The 19,352-nt window shown below is 68.6% G+C and carries 15 protein-coding genes; 11 read left to right on the top strand and 4 right to left on the bottom strand.

Annotated elements, in window-relative coordinates; translation table 11 throughout:
• The first annotated feature begins 173 nt into the window (after positions 1-173).
• From AAHG09_RS28160 to AAHG09_RS28150, 3 genes are all read left to right on the top strand, one after another.
• The gene (locus tag AAHG09_RS28160; protein WP_342111017.1) at positions 174-329 is read left to right on the top strand and encodes a hypothetical protein; all 156 of its coding nucleotides are present in this window, start codon (positions 174-176) and stop codon (positions 327-329) included.
• A gap of 873 nt (positions 330-1,202) precedes the next feature.
• Entirely contained in the window at positions 1,203-2,321 is a 1,119-nt protein-coding gene (locus tag AAHG09_RS28155; protein ID WP_342111093.1) for a sensor histidine kinase, read from the top strand.
• A complete protein-coding gene (locus AAHG09_RS28150) occupies positions 2,318-2,776 on the top strand; it encodes a response regulator (protein WP_342111015.1) in 459 nt (152 codons plus the stop codon). Before AAHG09_RS28155 ends, AAHG09_RS28150 begins: the two co-directional genes overlap by 4 nt.
• A 233-nt stretch (positions 2,777-3,009) precedes the next feature.
• Here AAHG09_RS28150 and AAHG09_RS28145 read toward each other — a convergent pair whose 3' ends face one another.
• From AAHG09_RS28145 to AAHG09_RS28135, 3 genes are all read right to left on the bottom strand, one after another.
• Positions 3,010-3,522 carry a hypothetical protein gene (locus tag AAHG09_RS28145; protein WP_342111013.1) on the bottom strand — a complete coding sequence of 171 codons (513 nt, stop codon included), beginning with the start codon at positions 3,520-3,522 and terminating at the stop codon, positions 3,010-3,012.
• Positions 3,523-3,952: 430 nt separating this feature from the next.
• Positions 3,953-4,588, bottom strand: coding sequence for a glutathione S-transferase family protein (locus AAHG09_RS28140; protein WP_342111010.1), 636 nt, complete (start codon positions 4,586-4,588; stop codon positions 3,953-3,955).
• A 40-nt stretch (positions 4,589-4,628) separates the two neighbouring features.
• Positions 4,629-4,838, bottom strand: coding sequence for a hypothetical protein (locus AAHG09_RS28135; protein ID WP_342111008.1), 210 nt, complete (start codon positions 4,836-4,838; stop codon positions 4,629-4,631).
• Between the two features lie 176 nt (positions 4,839-5,014).
• Between AAHG09_RS28135 and AAHG09_RS28130 the strand changes: the two genes are divergently transcribed.
• The 8 genes from AAHG09_RS28130 (at position 5,015) to AAHG09_RS28095 (ending at position 18,405) form a co-directional block, all read left to right on the top strand.
• A complete protein-coding gene (locus AAHG09_RS28130) occupies positions 5,015-6,139 on the top strand; it encodes a sensor histidine kinase (protein ID WP_342111006.1) in 1,125 nt (374 codons plus the stop codon).
• On the top strand, positions 6,123-6,548 hold the full coding sequence (locus tag AAHG09_RS28125; RefSeq protein WP_043759363.1) for a response regulator: 426 nt from the start codon (positions 6,123-6,125) through the stop codon (positions 6,546-6,548). The genes AAHG09_RS28130 and AAHG09_RS28125 overlap by 17 nt, the downstream gene beginning before the upstream one ends.
• Positions 6,549-6,556: 8 nt before the next feature.
• The gene (locus AAHG09_RS28120) at positions 6,557-7,729 is read left to right on the top strand and encodes a hybrid sensor histidine kinase/response regulator (RefSeq protein WP_342111003.1); all 1,173 of its coding nucleotides are present in this window, start codon (positions 6,557-6,559) and stop codon (positions 7,727-7,729) included.
• Positions 7,730-7,894: 165 nt separating this feature from the next.
• Positions 7,895-8,704: a Crp/Fnr family transcriptional regulator gene (locus AAHG09_RS28115; RefSeq protein ID WP_342111001.1), complete on the top strand. Its 810-nt coding sequence runs from the start codon at positions 7,895-7,897 to the stop codon at positions 8,702-8,704.
• On the top strand, positions 8,701-12,279 hold the full coding sequence (locus AAHG09_RS28110) for a PAS domain S-box protein (RefSeq protein ID WP_412760103.1): 3,579 nt from the start codon (positions 8,701-8,703) through the stop codon (positions 12,277-12,279). The genes AAHG09_RS28115 and AAHG09_RS28110 overlap by 4 nt, the downstream gene beginning before the upstream one ends.
• A 32-nt stretch (positions 12,280-12,311) precedes the next feature.
• Positions 12,312-12,707, top strand: a complete 396-nt coding sequence (locus tag AAHG09_RS28105; RefSeq protein ID WP_342110999.1) for a response regulator — start codon at positions 12,312-12,314, stop codon at positions 12,705-12,707.
• 127 nt (positions 12,708-12,834) lie between these two features.
• A complete protein-coding gene (locus AAHG09_RS28100) occupies positions 12,835-15,276 on the top strand; it encodes a PAS domain S-box protein (RefSeq protein ID WP_342110997.1) in 2,442 nt (813 codons plus the stop codon).
• A 408-nt stretch (positions 15,277-15,684) separates the two neighbouring features.
• Entirely contained in the window at positions 15,685-18,405 is a 2,721-nt protein-coding gene (locus AAHG09_RS28095) for a hybrid sensor histidine kinase/response regulator (RefSeq protein WP_342110995.1), read from the top strand.
• Positions 18,406-18,443: 38 nt separating this feature from the next.
• On the opposite strand, the gene AAHG09_RS28090 is transcribed toward AAHG09_RS28095, so the two are convergent.
• Positions 18,444-19,352 (bottom strand): molybdopterin-binding protein (locus AAHG09_RS28090; protein ID WP_412760102.1); only part of this gene is annotated, 909 nt, incomplete at its 5' end.

Genomic DNA, 19,352 nt, shown 5'->3' with positions numbered 1-19,352 from the left:
CCGGTCTGCAGGACGGCGTGCGGCGGACATGAGCAATTCCGAGTCGCTGAGCTCCTGCCCTTCGGCTCCAGCACTGCAACTCGCGCGGTCCACGTGCATCCCACCCTCTCCCATCTCCGTCGCGTAAAGGTGCCGGCACGGCGAAGGGCGTCGTGCGCTACGGAGCCACGCTGATGGACAAGCAAATTCTTCTCAAAATCGACGACATACCCGACTGGGCTTGGGAGATCGCCGAGCGATACGACCTCATCCCGCATAGCGACTCGCCGTATACGGGTGCGATGACGTTGATAATGGATGCGGCCTACGACCTAAAAAACAAGCGGTAGAGTTCGTCGCGAAACTCGTCTTACGAACGAGATGGGACAGGAAGTCGCCGCCTGTGCCGCCATGCTCGCCAATACTGTCAAACTCGCGTCACTTTGTCCTGAACAATCAAGCACCAAAGAGAACACTAAGTAAGATGAATTTTCAATGATTTCGGCCCGGGCCACACGCAAATAGAACTGCTTTAAGGCGGCCGCCTGCAAAAGAGGCGCGAGCGGTAGCTACGCGGCCTCTTTCAAGCAGAGCGATCTCAGGGATTTACGGCAGGGTTTGGCCGTAAGCTGAATGACCGTTTCAGAGAGGGCCCGCGGGAAAAGCATACGGACTTCCATCGACCCAACCCGGTCGTCCAGGGAATGCATACGGGCTTGCTCAAGCAGACACGCGTCCTGGTCAACACCATGGGACAGAGGGACGACGACGCGGGCCCCTGGCTGGCATGGACGTGGAACGAGCATGACAGCCGCCGCCGTCGCTGCCGACGCGCGAGGGGTTCGGCACGCGGCTCCTCAACAAGATCCTGACGGCTCAGGTCGCGGCCAAGGTCGACATCGCCGGGCTAGACAGACGGGCTGTGCATCAACGTCAGGGTACCGCTTGAGCGCGGCTGATTGGACATCGGCCAGCCCGGGGGAACGATCCCTGCCACGGGCACGGGGGCTATCCCCGACCTGAACTCGGACGAAACCTTAAAGGCCGACCGCCCGGAGAGCTAGGTCCTCCTCGCCCAGGGGTGGAACTCCCGGTCGATAAGGTGCATTGGACCCGCCGTGTCGTGCGCAAGCGACCGCTACATCCGCTGGCGTGCCCGGCCCCGCAACTTCCCCAGGCTCGCACGCAGGGTGCCGGCCCGATCCGCGCGAAAGGTCGTGCCCGTGCCGAACTCGCGGCAGCCGCTGCAGTCGAAGGCCGCCGCCAACACGCCGTTGGCCAGCCTGCGGCGCGGGAGCGGGCAGCTTTTCGAGACAGAGCGTCGTCTCAACGCCGTCCTGAACAACGCCTCGGTCTCCATCTTCTTGATGGATGACCGCCAGCACTGCATCTACATGAACCGGGCCGCCGAGGCGCTGACCGGCTGGACGCTCCCCGAGGTCCTGGCCCGCGACTGCCCGCTGCACGACATCGTGCACCACACCTACCCGGACGGACGGCCGTTCCCCCTGGAAGAATGCGCCATCGACCGCGCCTTCCCCGAGAACAACCAAGAGCGCGGCGAGGAGGTGTTCATCCACCGGGACGGGCATTTCTTCCCGGTTGGGTTCACCGCCAGCCCGATCCGCGACGACGCGACTAACATCATCGGCACGATCATCGAGGTCCGCGACATCAGCGAGGAGAAGGCGGCGGCCGAGCGCCAGCGCCTGCTGATCAACGAACTCAACCACCGGGTGAAGAACACCCTGGCGACGGTGCAGTCCATCGCCGCGCAGACCTTCCGCGGGCAAACGGACCAGGCCGTGCGCGCCGTGTTCGACGCCCGCATGGCCGCGCTCTCGAACGCCCACAACGTGCTGGTCGAGGACAACTGGGAGGGCGGAAGCCTCCTGCAGGTGATCGAGCGGGCGCTCGCCCCCCACCTTCTGTCGGAGGTCGACATTAACCGTTTCCAGCTACAAGGGCCGGACACCCGTTTGCATCCCAAGGTGGCCGTGACGTTGGCGATGGCGCTGCACGAGCTGATGACCAACGCCGCCAAGTACGGCGCCCTTTCGGTCCCGGAAGGCCAAGTCGCGGTGACGTGGTCCCTGCGTGTCCTCGACAAGGGGCGCCAGCAGCTCGACCTGTTGTGGGAGGAGCGCGGCGGCCCGCCGGTCACGCCGCCGACTCGCAAAGGCTTCGGCTCCCGCCTGATCGAGCGGCAACTGCCCATGGAGTTCGACGGCAGTACCGTGATCACCTACGCCCCAGGCGGCGTCACCTGCCGGCTTGAGATCCCGCTGACTACCCTTGGATGGGTCGGCCAGGAAGCCGTCGAAGAGCGGCGTGAACCATGACGTCGCTGGTCGGACGCCGGGTCCTGCTGGTCGAGGACGAGAGCCTCGTCGCCATGCTCGCGGAGGACATGCTGCTCGACCTCGGCTGCGAGGTTACCGTCGCCATGCGGCTCGACAAGGCGCTCGGGCTGGTCCGGTCCGAGACCTTCGACCTCGCCGTGCTGGATGTGAACCTGGGCGACGCGCGGAGCTACCCGGTCGCCGATCTGCTCCACGAGCGGGGCACTCCGTTCCTGTTCGCGACCGGCTACGGCCGGAAGGGACTGGATCGAACCTACCAGGACGTCCCTGTCCTGCAGAAGCCCTATCAGGCCGAGCCGATGGAGCACCTGCTCGTCCGCCTGGTGACCGGTGAGATGACCCCGCGCGAAGGCGGCAGGAACTTACCGTCGCCATGCCGATGCCAGGACATGCAGGCTGGCGGCAGCCTGTTTCGCGCCGATCAGGTTCGCTGAGGCACCTCGGTCCGAGGACGTCCCGGCACAAGCTCTGGGTCCAGGCACCAAGTGGAGAAGTAGGGGAGGCAGGACCTAGCCCTTCGTCGCAACTTGTCCTTCGGGCAAGCGAGGTTACGGTGTGGTCTCGGCCCGTCGATAGCCATGGGTTTTCGGTGGATCGAACCTGAAGGCGGCGTCGCGCGAGGTGCCCGAGACGTTCGGTTCAACCGTCCGCACACGGGCTGTCGCCCCTACGGCTTGCCGCTTGGCGCCACGAAGGGGTTCCTTTCGGTGGCCGAGCCGTTCTTAGCGTAACACGCCTCCAGCCGGTCCAGGGCGGCCGCGCTCTTGTCCAGCGCCACCTTGATGGTCGCGCCCTCGCCCTTCACGTCGAGGCCGTCCGCGAGCTTGAGCGACCGGAGGAACTTCTCATCCTTCACCGGCAGCGACACTGCGTTGCCCGAGGCAGCGACGTCCGCTTGCAGCGTCGAGGACCCGGCGGCCAGCTCGACCGGGTAACTCTTCCCGCGTCCGAGCTTCCACTTCGGCGAACTCATCGTCAGGTCGAGCCCCTCCGCGTCGCGGGTGAACCTAACCTCAACCCCGTCGTCCGTCGTCCGGGTCATCGTGCACCGGTCGAACTTCTGGCCGTTCGAGACGGCATCGACTTTCCAGGGGCCGATGGCGACGGCGTCCGCCGGCGCCTCGGCACGGGCGGCGATGGACATGGCCGACAGGGCGAGGGCGGCGAGGGCAAGGCGCATGTGGGTCTCCCGTTTCTTTGGACGGGACCAGCTCCTGAGATGGCCGGGGGTTCCCGAACGACCCGCCGCCCGCGGCGGAGCGCACGAACGACAGGGTGAGGAGGCAACTGGTCGGACGCTGCGCTGTCCCCTCCGCGGCCCCTCACGCGCCGTCTCGGCGAGCGCCTCCCATTGCCGGCTCGTCCGTCCCTCCCACATCGGATAACGGGTCGCGCCTGTTCGGAGGCGGCGGCAGGTGGGGCGGCGGCAACCGCCCCGGGCTGGGCGGCGTCGGCAGGCCGCCCCCCTCGTCCGCCGCCGGCAGTTCGTCATGTTTGGGCCCGGCGCTCATCGTGATATCCCCAATGGCCGCGCCCACGCGACGGACGGCACGCGGTGCCGCCATGGAGCGGTTGCTGCCCTTGCTTCCGGGCCGCCGGGCTTCTCCACCTCAGATCTTCGGGACCTCCATGCCGCGCTTCACCGCCGGCCGCCCACCGACCCGCTCCAGCCACGCGTGCACATTCGGGACGCCGACCAGGGTTTCCTCAAGCGGCCCCTTCAGGAAGGTCGTGGCTGCCAGCGTCCAGGCGTAGCAGGCGATGTCGGCGATGGAATAGTCCGCCCCTGCGAGGTAGGGCCCCTCGCCGAGACGCCTGTCCATGACGTGCAGCAGGCGGTCGGCCTCGTCAGTGAACCGCTTGATGGCCAAGGGCGCCTTCTCGTCGGAACGAACCGCGAAGAAGCCGAGCTGGCCCAGCATCGGACCGAGGCCGCCCATTTGCCAGTGCAGCCACTCCAAGGCCTTGTATCGGGTGGGGCCGGACGGGGCGAGGAATCGACCCGTCTTCTCGGCGAGGTAGGTGAGGATCGCCCCGCTCTCGAACACCGAAAGGGGCCCGCCCTCGGCCTCGTCGTCGACGATGGCCGGGATCTTGTTGTTGGGGGAGACCTTCAGGAAGTCGGGCGTGAACTGCTCGTCCTTGCCGATGTTCACCGGCACCACCGTGTAGGGCAGGCCGCACTCCTCCAGCATAATCGGGATCTTGCGGCCGTTCGGGGTCGACCAAGTATACAGTGTGATCATGCGGTCCCTTTCGTCTCGCGGCTTCCGTCGGTCCCGGCCCCTATCGCAAGGTGGGGGATTCGCCGGGCTTGAGATGCGGGTCGCCACCGTCGGGACCGCTCAGGGAGACGTGGTCGTTCAGGCGTCCCAGGTGTTCGAAGAGGTGCTCGAAGGCCGCCGTCACGGCCCGCTCGAAGGAGCCATCCCCCTTGCCCTGCGCATCCCTGAGGGCGCCCAGCAGCGCCCTGTGCTTCTCGGTATCCGTCGACATCGCGTTCCTCCCAATCGGTTGCAACCCCGGCTCGGGAAGCCAATCTGCCCACGGTATGCCGGTTCCCGGCGTACCGGTCCCGCGATGCGGCCCTTGCAGGGTGCGGTGACGGGCATGCCGACAAGGGATATTCGAGTTCGGCCACATTCCGAGCCCATCGCCAAGGAGACCCGCGCGTGGAGCGTGCCGCGAACCTGACCACGGACGACTTCCGCGCCCTCGCGGACACACTGCCGCAGATGGCTTGGGTCGCCGAGCCGAGCGGCGACATCATCTGGTACAACCGTCGCTGGTACGACTACACCGGAACCACCATCGAGCAGATGAGGGGTTGGGGTTGGCGCGACGTCCACCACCCCGACCACGTCGAGCGCGTGGTGGACCGCATCGGCGAGGCGTTCCGAACGGGCGAGCCGTGGAAGGACACATTCCCGCTCCGCGGCGCCGACGGCGAGTACCGCTGGTTCCTGTCGCTGGCCCAACCCCATCGCGGGCCGGACGGACGCATCCTGCGCTGGTTCGGGACCAACACCGACATCACCGAGCGCAAGGGGATGGAGCGCCGGCTCGCGCGCCACGCCATCGACCTGCGCCGCTCGAACGAGGAACTGGAGCAGTTCGCCTATGTCGCCTCCCACGACCTGAAGGCGCCGCTGCGCGGCATCGAGAACCTCGTCGGGTGGATCGAGGAGGACTTGGAAGACTCCCTGACCGGCGACGTCCGGACCAACATGGAGCTCCTGAAGAGTAGGGTTCGGCGGCTCGACAGCCTACTTGACGACCTCCTCGCCTACTCGCGGGCGGGGCGGGCCGACGCGACGATGGACACGGTGGACACGAAGGCCCTCGTCGAGGAACTCGCCGTGCTGGTCAGCCCGCCAGAGGGCTTCGCCATAACGGCGGATGCTTCCATGCCGACGTTACAGGCGGCACGGGCCCCGTTGACCCAGGCCTTGCAGAACCTGATCGGCAACGCCATCAAGCACCACGACCGACCGGCCGAGGGACACATCCGGGCCGAGGCGAGGTCGGCAGGGGACGCGGTCGAGTTCGTCGTGACAGACGACGGCCCCGGCATTCCCGAACAGTTCCGCGAGCGCGTGTTCGGCATGTTCCAGACGCTCAAGCCCCGCGACGAGGTCGAGGGCAGCGGCATGGGGCTCGCCATCGTGCGCAAGCTGGTCGACCGTCAGGGCGGAAAGGTCTGGCTCGCCGATGGGCCGGACGGGCGCGGGCTGGCGGTGCATTTCACGTGGCCGCGCGACGGCCGGAAGGGACAGGCGGATGGGCTCGACGGTTAACATCCTGCTGGTCGACGACGACGAGGTCGACGTCCAGGGGCTCAAGCGCGCCTTCAAGAAAAGCAAGATCGGCAACCCGATCACGGTCGCCCGCGACGGCATCGAGGCGCTTGAGATCCTGCGTGGCGAGAACGGACGTGAGCGGCTGCCGAAGCCGCACCTGATCCTGCTCGACCTGAACATGCCGCGCATGAACGGCATCGAGTTCCTGGAGGCGGTGCGCGCCGACGAGGACCTGCGCTCGGCGGTGGTGTTCATGATCACTACATCGAAGGCGGACGAGGACCGGATGCGCGCCTACGGGCACAACGTGGCCGGCTACATCGTCAAGCGCGATCCGGCCAACACCTTCATGGAAGCGGTGGCGTTGCTGGAGCACTACTGGAAGGTCGTCGAGTTTCCTGCATAGTCTTCGCTGTGACGAACCCGACCCGCATCCTCCTGATCGACGACGATGCGGTCGACCGTGCGGCCGTCCGGCGGGCGCTCGCCAAGTCGGGGCTCAAGCATACCCTGACCGAGGCGTCCGGCGGCGAGGAAGGCCTGCTCCTCGCCTCCGAGGCGACCTTCGACTGCGTGCTGCTCGACTACAGGCTGCCGGGCATCGACACCTTCGCTCTGCTCAAGACGTTGCTCGCGGCGGAGGGCGAGGCGCGGGCGGTGCTGATGCTGACCGGCGAGGCCGATCCGGAGCTCGCGACCCGGCTGATGCGAGCCGGCGCGTTGGACTACCTCGACAAGGCCGAGGTCACGCCCTCAGGCCTCGCCCGGGCGATACGCTTCGCCGAGGCGCGTCGGGCGTTCCAGGACGAGCTCGCCGCCGCGCGGCGCGAGGCGGAGGCGAAGTCGCTCGAGCTCGACACGCTGAACAGACAGAAGTCGCTGCTGTTCTCGATCATCGCCCACGACCTGCGCAACCCGTTCCAGGCTCTCCTTGGCCTGTCGGAGGTTCTCGGGAAAGCTGTTGCGGCGCGCGAGCCCGCCTCCATCGAGCGTCGGGCGAAGGGTATCCACGAGGCAGCGACGCAAGCCTACGCCCTGCTGGAGAGCCTGTTCTCCTGGGCGAGCCTGCAGATGGATACGATGGCGGTCACCCTGACCGACGTCGACCTCGAAGCCGTGACCAACGAGGTGGTGCGGGGCGCGGCGGAAGCCGCCTCGGACAAGGGGCTGACCATCGAGGTTTCCTGCGGCGGGATCATCGTCCGTGCGCAGCGGGACATGCTGACCACGGTGTTGCGCAACCTTGTCGGCAATGCCGTCAAGTTCACGCTGCCCGGCGGGACTATTTCCGTCGCGGGCCGCAAGGATGGGGGCGACGTCGAGATCTCCGTCACGGATACCGGGGTCGGCATGCCGCCGGGCAAGGTTGACGACCTGTTCCGTCTGGACAGGCGGACCACCACGAACGGCACGGCGGGCGAGCGGGGAAGCGGGCTAGGCCTGCTACTGTGTCGCGACCTCGTCGAGCGACAGGGCGCCGTGCTGACCGTGACGAGCGCCGTCGACCGGGGCACGAGCTTCCGGTTCCGTCTGCCTGCACCGCTTGTGGCTAGACAGATTCCCGCCTCCGCGGCGTCGGCTTCCTGACCTCAACTGACAACCCTGACCGTTCGGAGGTAACGAAGCCTCCGTCAGCTCGGGAAAAACGGCGCCTCCCTGGACGACTTTGGCGTCACTTGTCAGGTATCGGACATCTTCGCGCCAGGAAGTCCGCTAGTGGACAACCAACGGCCAGCACTGCGACCATCCCCCGTGAACATCCGACCTTCGCCTGCCATCGACGGCAACCTGCTGCTCGAAGCTCTCGACGCGGCTGACCGCGCCCGCCTGGCACCGCACGCCGAACGCCGAGAGGTCCGGCGCGGCGACATGTTGTTCCGTGCCGGCGACGACGTCAGCCACGTCACCTTCCCCGCGCACCATTGCGTCGTCACGCTGGTGGTGCCGCTCATGGACGGGAAGTCGGTCGAGACCGCCACCGTGGGCCGCGAGGGCGCGATGGGCGGGGTCGTCAGCCACGGCTACCTGCCGGCCTTCGGGCAGGCCGTCGTCCAGGTCGGCGGCCCGGTCATCCGGATCGACGCGGCGCGTCTGTCCGAGGCCAAGCAGGCATCGAAGGGCATCCGCGACCTGTTCGTGCGCTACGCCGACTGCCTGCTGGCGCAGGTTCTGCAGTCGGTTGCCTGCAACGCCGCCCACACCATCGAGCGGCGATGCCTGCGCTGGCTCCTGACCCTGCAGGACCGGATCGGTACGCCCGAACTCCCCGTCACCCACGAGCTCCTGGCCGACATGCTCGGGGTGCGCCGCGCCTACCTGACCGAGGTGCTCGGGCGCATGCAGCGCGACCGCCTAATCACCATCGGCCACGGACGCATCACCCTTCCGGACCGGGAGCGCGCCGAGGCCGGCTCGTGCGAGTGCCACGCCGCCGTGCGGAAGCACTTCGAGGAGGTGATGGGCGCCGTCTACGCCCCGAGCGGCCGCATCGTCGCCGTCGACGTCGGCGAGCCGGAACGGCTGCGTCCCCCGTCCGTGCTCGTGAAGGACGCGACCCCGTGAACCAAGTCATGCGGCCCGCCCGGGTCGAGGAGGACGCGCGGTTGGCCGCGCTCGCCGCGTTCGACATCCTCGACACCCCGCCCGAGCGCGGGTTCGACGACATCGTCCATCTCGCTCGTCGCCTCTGCGCGGCGCCTGTGGCGCTCGTCAGCCTGGTCGACCACGACCGCCAGTGGTTCAAGGCCCGCGCCGGCTTCCCATCCTGCGAGACTGACCTCGACCGCTCGGTGTGCAAGTTCGCGCTGACCGAGCCCGGCGTCCTGCAGATCCCGGACCTCACACGCGACGCGCGCACCCGCGCTAATCCGCTGGTGACCGGCGAGCCTCACCTGCGCTTCTATGCCGGTGCACCCCTTCGTACGCCCGACGGGCAGGTGCTCGGCAGCCTGTGCGTGATCGACCACGTCCCGCGCCCGGGGGGCCTTTCCACGGAGCAGGTTGCAGACCTGGAGGCGCTCGCCCGGCAGGTCATGGACCAGCTCCTGCTGCGCCGCTCCAGATCGGACCGGGACCGCGCCGGGCGTCAGGGCGAGGCTGTCGCCGTGACCCTGGCCGGCGTCGCTGCGGCGGGTGGCGACCTCGACGAGAGCTTCCGAGCCGTGCTTGCCGGCGCGATGCGCGCCGTCCCCGCCGCCGAGGCCGGCACGGTCGAGATCCGCGAGGGAGATGCCCTGGTTTACCGCGCCGTCACAGAGAGCCTCGTGCCGCATCTCGGCCTCCGTGTCCCGCTTCGGGGAAGCCTCGCGGGTGCCTGCTACCGGGAAGGGGTCCCGCTCCTCGTCCCCGATGTCCTGGGCGATGACCGGGTCGATCCTGAACTGGCCGAGCGGCTTCGCCAGCGCTCGTGCATGCTGGTGCCCGTCCGCCGCGGCGGGGTCGTGGTCGGTGTCCTGAAGCTGCAATCCAGCCGCCCAGGCGCGTTCGCGGAGGAGGATCTGCAGGTGCTCGGCGTCCTCGCCGGCTCCGTCGCCTCCGGCCTTGCCGAGGCCGGCGAGCGCGCCGCCAACCGAGCGGCAGCCCTGACCGAGTACCGACGCCGCGCCGTGTTCGACAGTGCGCAGGACTATGCCATCATCCTGCTCGACCTCGACGGCCGGATCACGGACTGGAACGCGGGCGCGACCCGCATCCTCGGCTGGCGTCCCGAGGAGATGTGCGGCGAGACCGCCGACGCGTTCTTCACGCCCGAGGACCGGCGCGATGGCATCCCGGCCAAGGAGATGCAGTCGGCCTTGGAGACTGGCACTGGCGTCGACGAGCGCTGGCACCTGCGCCGCGACGGCGAGCGCTTCTGGGCCAATGGCGAGATGATGGTCCTGCGAGACGAGGCAGAGGCCGCCATCGGATTCGTGAAGATCCTGCGCGACCGGACAGAGCAGAAGGAAGCCGCCGCACGCCTCCAGGAAAGCCAGGACCGCTACAGGCTAGCGGCCCGGGCCACGAACGACGCGATCTGGGACTGGGACCTCGCCACCGACCACGTCCTTTGGAACGAGGCACTCACCGAGGCCTACGGCCACGCAACCGAGACGGTCGACCCGACCGGCGACTGGTGGATCGCGCACATCCATCCCGAGGACCGCGCACGCATCGACGCGTCGATCCACGCGGTCATCGACGGCATCGGTACGACCTGGACGGACGAGTACCGCTTCCGACGCGCGGATGGCTCCTACGCCAACGTTCTAGACCGCAGCCACGTTATGCGCGACGCCGAGGGCCGGGCCTGCCGAATGATCGGCGCGATGCTCGACCTGACCGAGCGCAAGCGGGCCGAGGACGCCATGCGGGAGAGCGAGCGCCGCCTCGGGCTTGAGCGCGGCTTGCTGGAGTCCATCTTCCGCCAGGCCCCCGTCGGCATCTCCATCGCCGGGGCCGAGGCAGGCATGCCATCGTCACTGAACGCCAAGGCCGAGGAGATCCTCGGCCATGGGCTCGAGACGGAGGGCGACGCCCGATACGTCTCCTACGGCGCCCTGCACCCGGACGGTCAAAGGTACGAGCCGGCCGAGTACCCGACCCTCCGCGCCCTGCGGGAGGGCGAGACGGTGCGGGGCGAGGAGATGCGCTACCGCAACGCCGCGACGGGCGAGGTTCGCCTCCTGGAGGTGTCGAGCGGACCCGTGCGCGATGCCGAGGGCGCGATCCAGGCCGCGGTGACCGTGCTGGTCGACGTCGGGGACCAGCGCCGGGCCGATGCCGAGACACGCCGCCTCGCCGCCCTGGTCGAGCAGAGCCAGGACTTTATCGGCTTGGCCGCCCCCGACGGGAGCGTCGACTTCGTCAACGAGGCCGGCCGCCGCCTCATCGGACTGCCCGACCTCGCCACGGCCAGGGCCATGCCCATCGTAGACTACTTCGTGCCGGAGGAGCGCGCGCGCGTCCTCGACGAGGTGCTGCCGGCGGTAGAGCGGGACGGCTTCTGGGAAGGTGAACTACACTTCCGCCACGTGGTCACCGGGGCGGCGGTCCCGGTCTTGTACAACCTCTTTCCCGTGCGCGACGCTGACGGGCGCAAGCTCGGCTACGGCACCGTCACGCGCGACCTCACGGAACAGCACCGCGCCCGCCAGGCCCTGCAAGCCAGCGAGGCGACGTTGAGGGCCGTGCTCGACACGGTACCGGTCGGCATACTGTTCGCGGAGGCGCCGTCCGGTCGTATCGTCGCCGGCAACCGGCGGCTGGAGGAGATCCTCCGCCATCCCATCCTGCCGTCGCCCAACGCTGACAGCTACGGCGAATGGGTCGCCTTCCATGAGGACGGCCGGCCGGTCGAGGCCGCCGAGTACCCGCTCAGTCGCATCATCCGAGAGGGAATGGAACACGCCGAGATGCGCTGCGAGTACCAGCGTGGCGACGGCACCCGGCTCTGGATCGAGATCGCGGGTGCGCCGATGCGCGACGAGGCCGGCGCGATGGTCGGCGCGGTCGTCGCCGTGTCCGACATCGACACCCGCCGCCGGGCCGAGGAACGGCAGGACCTGCTCAACCAGGAGCTCTCGCACCGCATGAAAAACCTGCTGGCGATGGTGCAGGCCATCGCCGCCTCGACCCTGCGCGGCGCCACCGACATGGAGGCAGCGCGCGAGGTTCTGGGCAGCCGGCTGGTCGCGCTCGGCAAGGCGCACGACGTGCTCCTCGGCGGCGCTGCCGAGAGCGCCTCCCTGGCGGCAGTGGTCCGGGAGGGGGTCGGTGTCCAGGAATCGGCGGGGCGGCGCGTCGCGTTCGAGGGGCCGGACGTCGAGATCGGCGGCAAGGCCGCCTTGTCCCTTGCCCTGACCCTGCATGAGTTGACCACCAACGCGGTCAAGTACGGCTCCCTGTCCGTACCCCACGGCAGGGTCGCGTTGACGGCCTCGCTGGTTGGGCCGGGAGATGCGCCGCGGCTGCGCATCGCATGGATAGAAATTGGCGGTCCACCGGTCGTGCCGCCATCGCGAAAAGGGTTCGGGTCGCGGCTGATCGAGCGTGGGCTGACGGCACAAGTTAACGCCAGCCTTGCCCTCGACTACCGCCCGGAGGGTGTGGCATGCGTCGTCGAGGCGGCGCTGGCTGATTTCCAGGCGGTCGTTTGACGGGGCGACGCAACGAAGGATCGCGCGGGCCGTTGCCGCTCGCCATGACGGATGCCCCGGACGCGAAGAAGGCCTTGGTGGTCGAGGACGAGATGCTCTTCCGCTTGGAGGTCCGCGACCTCCTCGAAGCGAAGGGCTACGCCGTTGTCGAGGCCGGAAACGCCGCCCAGGCGCTGGAACGTCTGGACGGCACGGTCACCCTGATGATTACCGACGTGCGCATGCCGGGCACGATGGACGGCCTGGCGCTCGCGCGCGAGTTCACCCGCCGTCGGTCGGACGTGGCCGTCGTCGTCGTGTCGGCACAAGTGACGCCTCGCCCAGAGGCCTTGCCCGGGCACGTTCCCTTCGTCGAACGCCCATTCATTGAAAGCCGCTTCCACGCCGCCATCGACCGGGCCGTGTCGGCGAGGACCGAAAGCCGATGATGACGTCGATTTCCTGTTCGGCCAAACCGCACGAGGCCTCGACCCGACCAAAGGCCGCATCCGATTCCCGTTCTGTCGCCCCCGAGGGCGTTGGTTCCCGAATGGACGCCCTTTAGAGATCCAGGCCATGAGCATCGAGGATCTTCGGGGGGAGGTCGAGCGGCTGCGCCGGCGCGAGAGCGAGTTGCTGGCGGAGGTCGCCCGCCTGCGTGCCGGTCAGGAACCGCACGCACCTTCGACCGCCAGCGAGGCCGGCGTCGGGACCCTCAGGCCCGATCTGCTGTTCACCGCCGCCGACAAGACGCGGATGGCGATGATCGTCACCGACCCGAACCTCCCCGACAACCCCATCGTCTTCGCCAACCGCGCCTTCCTGGAACTCTCCGGCTACGCGGCGGAGGAGTTGATCGGACGTAACTGCCGCTTCCTCCAGGGTCCGGAGACCGACCCAGCCCACGTCGCCCGCATCCGGGATGCCATCGCGGCACGGCGGGACGTGGTCGTGGAGTTGTTGAACTACCGGCGCGACGGCAGCCCCTTCGTCAACGAGCTCTACGTCAGCCCGGTCTTCGGCCCGCGCGGCGAGCTGCTGTTCTTCTTCGGCAGCCAACTCGACCTCACGCGTTTCCGGGGGCAGGAGGGCAACGCCGTCCGGCGGGGCGCCTCCTTCCGCAGCCTGCTGGAGGACGGCGAGGCCGGGTTTTGCATCATCGAGATGCGGTTCGACGGGGAAGGCCGGGCCGAGGACTACCGCTTCGTCGAGGTCAACGCCGCCTTCGAGCGCCAGTCCGGGCTCGCGAACGCGGAGGGCCGATGGATGCGCGAGCTCGAACCCGAGCTTGAGCGGCACTGGTTCGACACCTACGGCGAGGTCGCCCGCACGGGACGCGACGCGCGGTTCAGGGGCGCGGCGTCCCGGCTGGGGCGCGTGTTCGACGTGCATGCGGTGCGCATCGGCAGCCAAGCGCAGAACCGGGTCGCCGTGCTGTTCGAGGACGCCACCGTCAGGCAGGAGGGCGAGGAGCGGCGGGAGGCCCGGGACCGCGACAACCTGGTCGAACGCGACCTGGTCTGGCGGACGAGCCGCGACCTGCTCGTCGTCTGTGGTCTCGACGGGAGTATCCGCGCCGTCGGCCCGGCCTGGACCGAGACGCTCGGCTGGCCGGCCGGCAGCCTCGTCGGGGTGCGCATCGACAGCCTCGTGCATGCGGACGACCAGGAGGCCGCGTCACGCGCCTTCGAGATGCTGCGCGCCGGCCTGCCCCTCTCCGACCTGGACGTCCGCTTCAGGACGGCGGACGGCGGTTACCGCTGGATTTCGTGGAACGCCATCCCGCAGGGGGACCGCTTCCACGCCACCGGCCGGGACGTGACCGAGCGTCGGGCCCTTGAGGAGCAGTTGCGGCAATCGCAGAAAATGGAAGCGGTCGGGCAGCTGACAGGCGGCGTCGCGCACGATTTCAACAACCTGCTGACCGTCATCAAATCCTCCACCGACCTCCTGAAGCGACCGAGCCTGAGTGAGGAGCGCCGGAGCCGCTACGTCGACGCCATATCCGACACGGTCGACCGTGCCGCCAAGTTGACCAGCCAGTTGCTCGCGTTTGCGCGACGGCAGGCGCTGCGCCCGACCGTATTCGATGCCGCGCAGTCGGTGGCCGCCATCGCCGACATGGTGCGCACGCTCACCGGCGCGCGCATCCGCGTCGAAACCGACACCGATGCAGGCCAGGATGCGGACGGCGAGCGGCTGCCCTGCCACGTCGACGCCGACCCGAGCCAGTTCGACACCGCGCTGGTGAACCTCGTGGTGAATGCCCGCGACGCGATGCAGGGCGAGGGTCGGTTGCGCATCGCGGTCAGGCGCGCCGACCGCATCCCGACCTTGCGCTCGCACCCGGCAGTGCCGGGCGACTTCGTGGCCGTGTCGGTCTCCGACACCGGCGGCGGCATCGAGCCTGACTTGCTCGAACGCATCTTCGAGCCGTTCTTCACGACGAAGGGCGTCGGCCACGGCACCGGGCTGGGTTTGAGCCAGGTGTTCGGCTTCGCCAAGCAGTCGGGCGGCGACGTCGCGGTCGACAGCGAGGTCGGCGTCGGGACCACCTTCACCCTGTTTCTCCCCCGCTCCGCCGATGGCTCGGCTCGGGAACCCGTGCGTGACGATCCTGGACCGCTGCCCGAAGGCCACGGCACCCCGGTCCTGGTCGTCGAGGACAACGTCGAAGTCGGCGCCTTCGCCACGCAAGCGCTCGGCGAACTCGGTTACCAGGCCGTCTGGGGGAAAGACGCCCAGGCCGCCCTGGCGGAGATTGAAGCCTCAGGCCAGCGGTTCGAGGTGGTCTTCTCCGACGTGGTGATGCCCGGCATGAACGGGGTCGACCTGGCCAGGGAGATCCGGCGGCGTTGGCCCTATTTGCCGGTCGTTCTGACCTCCGGCTACAGCCACGTGCTGGCTTCCGAAGGCACCGACGGCTTCCCGCTGCTGAGCAAGCCCTATTCGGTGGCCGACCTCAGTCGGGCCCTGCGCAAGGCCCTGCGGGAGCGGTTGGCACTGACGTTCGGCTGACGGGTAATGCACGCGGTTGAAAGCGTCGGGCGAGTGCGCATCCGCCAGGGACCGCGCGCGTTATCTTTCGGCGCCAGCCGGACGCGCCAGCCGGACGCGCCAGCCGGACGCGCCAAGGGGACAAGGTAATGCAATCGGACACGCCACGCCCGGGGGACGAGCCGTTGCCACCAATCGGCGACCCGCCGCCGGACCCGGCGCCGCCCGAGGGCGATCCGCCGACGGAGCCGCCGGCACCGCAGCCACCCGGTCCGATCAACGCGTTCTGACCGCACGCGCCGCTGCGGTCGGCCGCCATTTCCGACCGTGCCACCACATCATTGAGTTTGCATCTTCCGACCCGTCGCGGGCGAAGCGGTCGGAAACTATCGAGCCAGCATGCACGCACCCACACCGGACCCGGGAACGATGTCCCGCGAGGAACTGGAAGCCGAGGTTCGCCGGTTGCGTGGGCATTCGGCTTCCCTCGCGCAGATGTTCGAGCAGGCCCCGAGCTTCATCGCCCTCCTGAGCGGCCCCGAGCACCGCTTCACGCTGACCAACGCCGCCTACCAACGCATCGTCGACGGTCGCGACGTGGCCGACCGTACCGTGGCCGAGGCACTGCCGGAGGCTGCCGCCCAGGGTTACGTCGACCTGCTCGACGAGGTGTTCCGCACAGGCCAACCTCACACGGCGACGGGTGCCAGGCTCGATCTCGAGTCCGTCGCGGGAGGGGCGATCACGGAGCGCTACCTTGACTTCGTCTATCAACCGGTCGCCGGCCCGGACGGGCGGGTCGAGGGCATCTTCGTCGAGGGCCACGACGTCACGGAGCGTACACGCGCGGAGGTCGCACTGCGCGAGAACGAGGCGCGCTACCGGACCCTGTTCGAGAGCATCGAGGTCGGGTTCTGCATCGTCGAGATGAAGTTCGAGGGCGAACGCGCCATCGACTACCGCATCGTCGAGGCCAACCCCGCCTTCGTCGCGCAGACCGGAGCAGACGTCGCCGGCAGGTGGGTGAGCGAGTTCGCGCCGGACCTGGAGCGGCATTGGTTCGACACCTACGGCCAAGTCGCGCTGACCGGCGAGCCCGCCCACTTCGAGCATTACGCCGACGTGTTCGGGCGTTGGTTCGACGTCAGGGCCCTGCGCACCGGCGAACCCTCCGCGCACCGGGTCGCGATCTTCTTCTCGGACATCACCGAGAGGCGCCGTGTCGAGCAGCGCGCCGAGGCCGGCGAGCGCGAGTTGCGCCTGATCGCTGACGCTCTTCCAGTGCTTATCGCCTTCATCGGCGCGGACCACGTCTACCGCTTCGCCAACGAGGCCTATGTCGACTGGTTCTTTATCCCCGCCGGCGAGATTGTCGGCCGGGACGTCCGGGACCTGCTCGGGCCGGACGCCTACGCGGCACGTCGGCCGTACATCGACCGGGCCCTCGCGGGTGAACCCGTCACCTTCGAGATGGACTGGCCCCACCGCGACGGGCGTCCCCGCGTCGCCGAGATCCGATACCTGCCGCGCCGGGACGCCGACGCTCGCGTCGACGGCTTCCACATCTTCGTGCAGGACGTGACCGTCCGGGTGCAGACCGAGGCCGACCTCGCCCGCCAAGTCGCCGCCCGGACCGCCGAGCGCGACCAGATCTGGCAGGCCTCGTCCGACCTGCTGTGCGTGGCCAATTTCGAAGGCTACTTCGTCGGCCTCAACCCGGCCTGGCCGCAAACGCTCGGCTGGACCGATGCCGAGATGAAGGCGCGCCCGTTCCTCGATTTTGTCCACCCCGACGACGTCGAGGCGACCGTGGCGGCGGCGGAGGGTCTGTCGCGCGGGGAGGCGCAGCTCACGTTCGAGAACCGCTACCGCCGCAAGGACGGCGATTACGTCTGGTTGTCCTGGAACGCCGTGCCGCGCGACGGGCTGATCTACTCGTCCGTACGCGACGTGACCGAGAGCAAGCGGCAGGCCGAGGCCCTCGCGAAGACGGAAGAGGCCCTGCGGCAGTCGCAGAAGATGGAGGCGGTCGGACAACTCACCGGCGGCCTCGCGCACGACTTCAACAACCTGCTCGCCGGCATCTCGGGCTCGCTGGAACTCATGCAGACCCGGATGTCCCAAGGGCGGATGGGTGACCTCGACCGATACATGACCGTCGCCCAGGGCGCGGCCAAGCGGGCTGCCGCCCTGACCCACCGCCTGCTCGCCTTCTCCCGCCGCCAGACCCTCGACCCGAAGCCCACCAACGTGAACCGCCTCGTCACCGATATGGAGGAGCTGATCCGGCGCACCGTGGGCCCTGCCGTCCACCTTGAGGTCGTCGGCCTCGCGGGCCTGTGGCCGGCGCTGATCGACCCGGGGCAATTGGAGAACGCGCTGCTCAACCTATGCATCAACGCCCGCGACGCGATGCCGGACGGCGGTCGCATCACCATCGAGACCGCCAACAGGTGGATCGACGAGGCCGGCGGCCGCCAGCACGATCTCGCTCCCGGCCAGTACCTCAGCGTCTGCGTGACCGACACCGGCACCGGCATGGCGCCGGACCTGATCGGAAAGGTGTTCGAGCCGTTCTTCACGACCAAGCCCACCGGCGAGGGCACCGGCCTCGGCTTGTCCATGGTCTACGGCTTCGCCAAGCAGTCCGGCGGGCAGGTGCGGATCTACTCGGAGGTCGGCGAGGGCACGACCGTCTGCCTGTACCTGCCGCGCCACTACGGCGAGGCCGACGAGGACGCGGTCGCGCGCAGGCTTGCCGAAGTGGAGCAGGCCGGCCAGGGCGAGACGGTGCTGATCGTCGACGACGAGCCCTCCGTGCGCATGCTGGTCACCGAGGTGCTGGAGGATCTCGGCTACACCGCCATCGAGGCCGCCGACAGCGTCGCCGGGCTGAAGGTGCTGCAGTCGGACGTGCGCATCGACCTGCTAGTGACCGACGTCGGCCTGCCGGGCGGGATGAACGGGCGGCAGATGGCCGATGCGGGCCGCGAGCGGCGTCCCGACCTGAAGGTGCTTTTCATCACCGGCTACGCCGAGAATGCCGTTCTGGGGAACGGCTATCTCCGACCCGGCATGCAGGTCCTGACCAAGCCGTTCGTGCTGGAGACGCTCGCCACCCGCATCAAGGAGCTCATCGCGGAGCGCTAAGCGCGGCGTCTGACCGGTCGTCCGTTCGCCGCAGGAGATCAGATTCCGGCATACCAGGCGTAGCCCTGGTCCTCCCAGTAGCCGCCCTTGCCCTCGCCGATGTCGGCGAAGCTCTCCACCACCTCGACGCGCATCACGTACTTGGCCTGCTTGTAGCCGAGGTTGCGTTCGAGGCGAAGCCGCAGGGGGGCACCGTTCGCCACGAGCAGGGCTTTTCCGTTCAACTCGTAGGTGAGGATGGTCTGGGGGTGGAAGGCATCCACCAGGTCGATGCTCTCGTAGTAGCGAACGGGGTCTTCCTCGCCGGTGGAGGCTCCCTCGGCGCCCTGCTGGCCTCCGGAATCCCGCTTGTCCTCACCCCCGCCCGATTGCTTCGTCATCGCAGGGTTGGCGTTGCCGCCGGACGAGACGTCCTCCGTCCCATCCCCTTCGGCGCCCTCGTCTTCGCCCTGGTCCATCGTGTCGGCGCAGCGGAACACGACGTAGCGCGCCTGCGGTTTGAGCCGTGCCCGGTCCAGGATCTCGGACAGGGGCACGCCGGTCCACTTGCCGATGCAGCTCCACCCCTCGACGCAGTCATGCCGGGTGATCTGCGTCCGGGAAGGAAGCTTGCGCAGCTCGGCCAGGGAGAGCTTCAGCGGGGTCTCGACGAGGCCGCCCACCTCCAGCCGGTAGTCCGCGAACTTGCGCCGCGCCAGCGCCTTGTAGGCCTTGTCGGGCGGGTCCTCGGTGCCGTTCGGCTTGAACCAAGGCGAGATGTCCGCCTCGGCGTACTCGGGCGCGAGCGTCCGCTCGGTCAGGAGCAGCCGCTGCACAAACAGGTTGGCGTCCTCGCCGGTCTTGAGCGTGCGCCGGAACCAGTCGGTCTCGCTGAGGCGGTCGCAGCCGCCAAGTATCGCGGTGCCGGCCGCGGCGGTGGCGCCGAGCAGGAGGGAACGTCGGCTGGG

This window comes from Methylobacterium guangdongense (genome assembly GCF_038442355.1).
GTDB lineage: Bacteria > Pseudomonadota > Alphaproteobacteria > Rhizobiales > Beijerinckiaceae > Methylobacterium > Methylobacterium guangdongense.
The sequence above is the reverse complement of the archived record's forward strand: the minus strand, read 5'-3'. Positions and strand labels throughout refer to the sequence as shown.